The sequence below is a fragment of the Pseudomonas sp. MF08817 genome (assembly GCF_059862705.1).
Map to the genome: position 1 here is coordinate 1 of NZ_JCBCUY010000087.1, position 2,522 is coordinate 2,522.

Consider the following 2,522-nt stretch of genomic DNA (forward strand, 5'->3'; position numbering starts at 1 on the left):
CGGTTTCGTCGCTCATCGCCACTTTGATCGGGCGGTGCAGGTAACCGAGCATGGGCGCGGCGTCGAACTCCTTGACCTGGTGTTCGGCCCAACGCACGGGCAGCCAAGGGGTGGGTGTGAAATGGCCGGGGCCGCGATTGCTCAGGGTTTGCCACAGCTGCGGGAGTTGGGCGTGCCAGTAGGCGCTTGGCATGGTGCCGGGGCCATGCGCATTCTCCACGCCTTCCGCCTGCTTCTTGGCCGCATAGATATCGTCGAATAAAAAAGAATGCTTCCAGTAGAAGGCCCATAACTTGCCCATATCGGTGCGCTTGTTTTGGTTGTCCTCTTCTTCGTTGCTGGCGAACGGGCGTAGGTATTGATCGACCCGATCCGAGCGCGATACCAGCAGGCCGGTCATGCTTTCGTAAACCTTGGGTACGAAGTGGCCATCCTGGAGCCACGGTGTTCCGGCGACCCGGTAACCGCTGCGGGTTACATCACCATCACGGCTGATAATCAGGGCCTCAGGTACCTCCTGGTGGTCATCAAAAAACTGGAAGAGCTTTTCGAGCATGGCTTGGGCGTGCGTGGTGTTATCGGCCTCCTGCCACAAGAACAGGGTTACACCGAGGGTGGCCTTATTACGGCCACTGAGAATGTCGCTTTCGGCGCCCATATTGTGTGGCTGTTTAGGAGGCCCCAGTGCAAAGGTCGGCAAGGGCCAGTAGGCCACGGCATCGCGGGCGGAATGGCGGAATGATGCACGGGTGTTGATTTTGGAATCATCACGGCGAGTGCCCGCTGAGTAAGGATAATCCTCGGCCTTCTGTGAATGGATCGAGCTGAAGTTGTCGTTCTTCTTTTGAATCAGGCGCCAGATGCCGGATTGCTGGTTTTCATCTATGGCGAGCCCTGCCGCCCTGATTTCCAGCGCATAGGTCCGTTCACGTTCCGCGATTTGCTCGGCGGTCAGTGGTGCCGGTTGCGTAACCGCCAGCCTTGGATTGACCCACTGCATCAGGGCCTTGCCACCCCACACCGCGCCATACAGCAGCACCACTACAGCGCACACGGCAGCCAGGCCAACGAGGGTGGGTGGCGCAATGTTTCTCATCGTCATTTCTTCTGTCTCTAAGTACGTTATCGCTTGATAGGTCACGAACGTCAGCCAGCCGAGCGCCAGGAGCAGACCGATCCAGAGGAAAACCGTTAAGCGCGGTCGGCTGCTCATGATTGACCTCCTGTGTGGCCGGGTCTTCTGACCAATGGGGGCGGCGTCATGGGCACCAGCTCAGGAGAGGGAAATGTTCCGTATTGGTAGTAACGGAAATTGGCAGTGACCAAGGCTCGCGCCTGCGCGCTGAGCTTTGGCCAACCTGGCATTTGGGTCAGCCCATCTTTGTATGCTTTTTCATCCACCCGCCAATCCGCCACCGCAATCAGCACCTCACGAATATGCGGATCGTCCAAGCATTTACCCTGCCCCACCGCCACATCCATCGCCGTCACCCAGCGGTGGTTTTCCGGGCTGCGCAACACCGCCGAGTGATAACTGTTGTTGCCCCATTCGTTGGGGTCGACTGCCAGGCGTGCGCGGATTTCGTTGGGGGTTTCTTCGCGTTCGATCAAGAAATAACCGACCGGGCTGAGCATCGGGTTGCCCGACATCCTCTGGCGCAGCACGCGGGTCTGGTCGTCCGGCGCCTTGCCCTGGTTCCAGGCGGCCAGCTCTTGGGCCTCGTCCACCCGGGTCGGGCTTTTGCGCAGTTCAACCCATTTGAATTCGGCGTTGCTATTGCCTAACGCGTTGTTCTGCGACACCGCATCCGGTGCGTCGAGGCCCGGTTGGGTCGGGCTGCCGGTGATGGCCTCGCCGCCAAACATCTGCGGCGCATGGGGCGGCACCAGGGCTTCGCCGTTGATGTAGACAGTTTCATTGAGGCCGGTGGTGGCCTGTAATAGCGCTTTGCCGGGATGGTGTTCCGCGGCGTAGCGCTCCCCCCACACCCGCAACGGCACCAGCGCCGGTTCAGCCCCCACGTAGATCGGCCGGCCATCGCGCTGGCGCGTGCTCCACAAGCGCTGATAAAACCCCGCAGGCATGGCGGGCATGACCGGTGTGCCATCGGGCAAGTGCGACGGCACGCCGAAGGTGCCGATACCGCTGACATCGCTCAGGCCCACGGTGGAGTCGTCATGGCTGAAATACAGGTAAACCTTGCCGCGGTTGTCCCGCTCGGGAAACACCAGGGTGCTGTTATCCGGCCCCAGGCGCTGGCCCTGCTGCGGCGACCAATTCGGCCCCGTGCGGCCGCCATAACCGGGCTGGCCGTATTGCATCGCGCTCAGGGGCGGTTGCGGGTGGGGCGTGGCCGTCATGGCCTGGACGATATCGATCAGGGTGGCGAGGGTATCGCAGCCTTGCGGGGTTTTATCGGGCAACAGGCAATAGGGCGAAGCGACCATGATCGCGCAGTCGGCGCAGCGCTCGCCGCGATCCACCAGCAAGGCCTGCGCCAGCAGGGTTATCAACGTGCCCT

2 protein-coding genes are annotated in these 2,522 nt (G+C 61.2%); both read right to left on the reverse strand.

From position 1 onward, the window contains the following. Positions 1-1,213: type VI lipase adapter Tla3 domain-containing protein (locus AC19YR_RS24665; RefSeq protein WP_500600431.1), on the reverse strand; the 1,213-nt coding region annotated here is incomplete at its 3' end. Next, positions 1,210-2,522: effector protein Tle3 domain-containing protein (locus AC19YR_RS24670; protein ID WP_500600432.1), on the reverse strand; the 1,313-nt coding region annotated here is incomplete at its 5' end. The genes AC19YR_RS24665 and AC19YR_RS24670, both read right to left, overlap by 4 nt.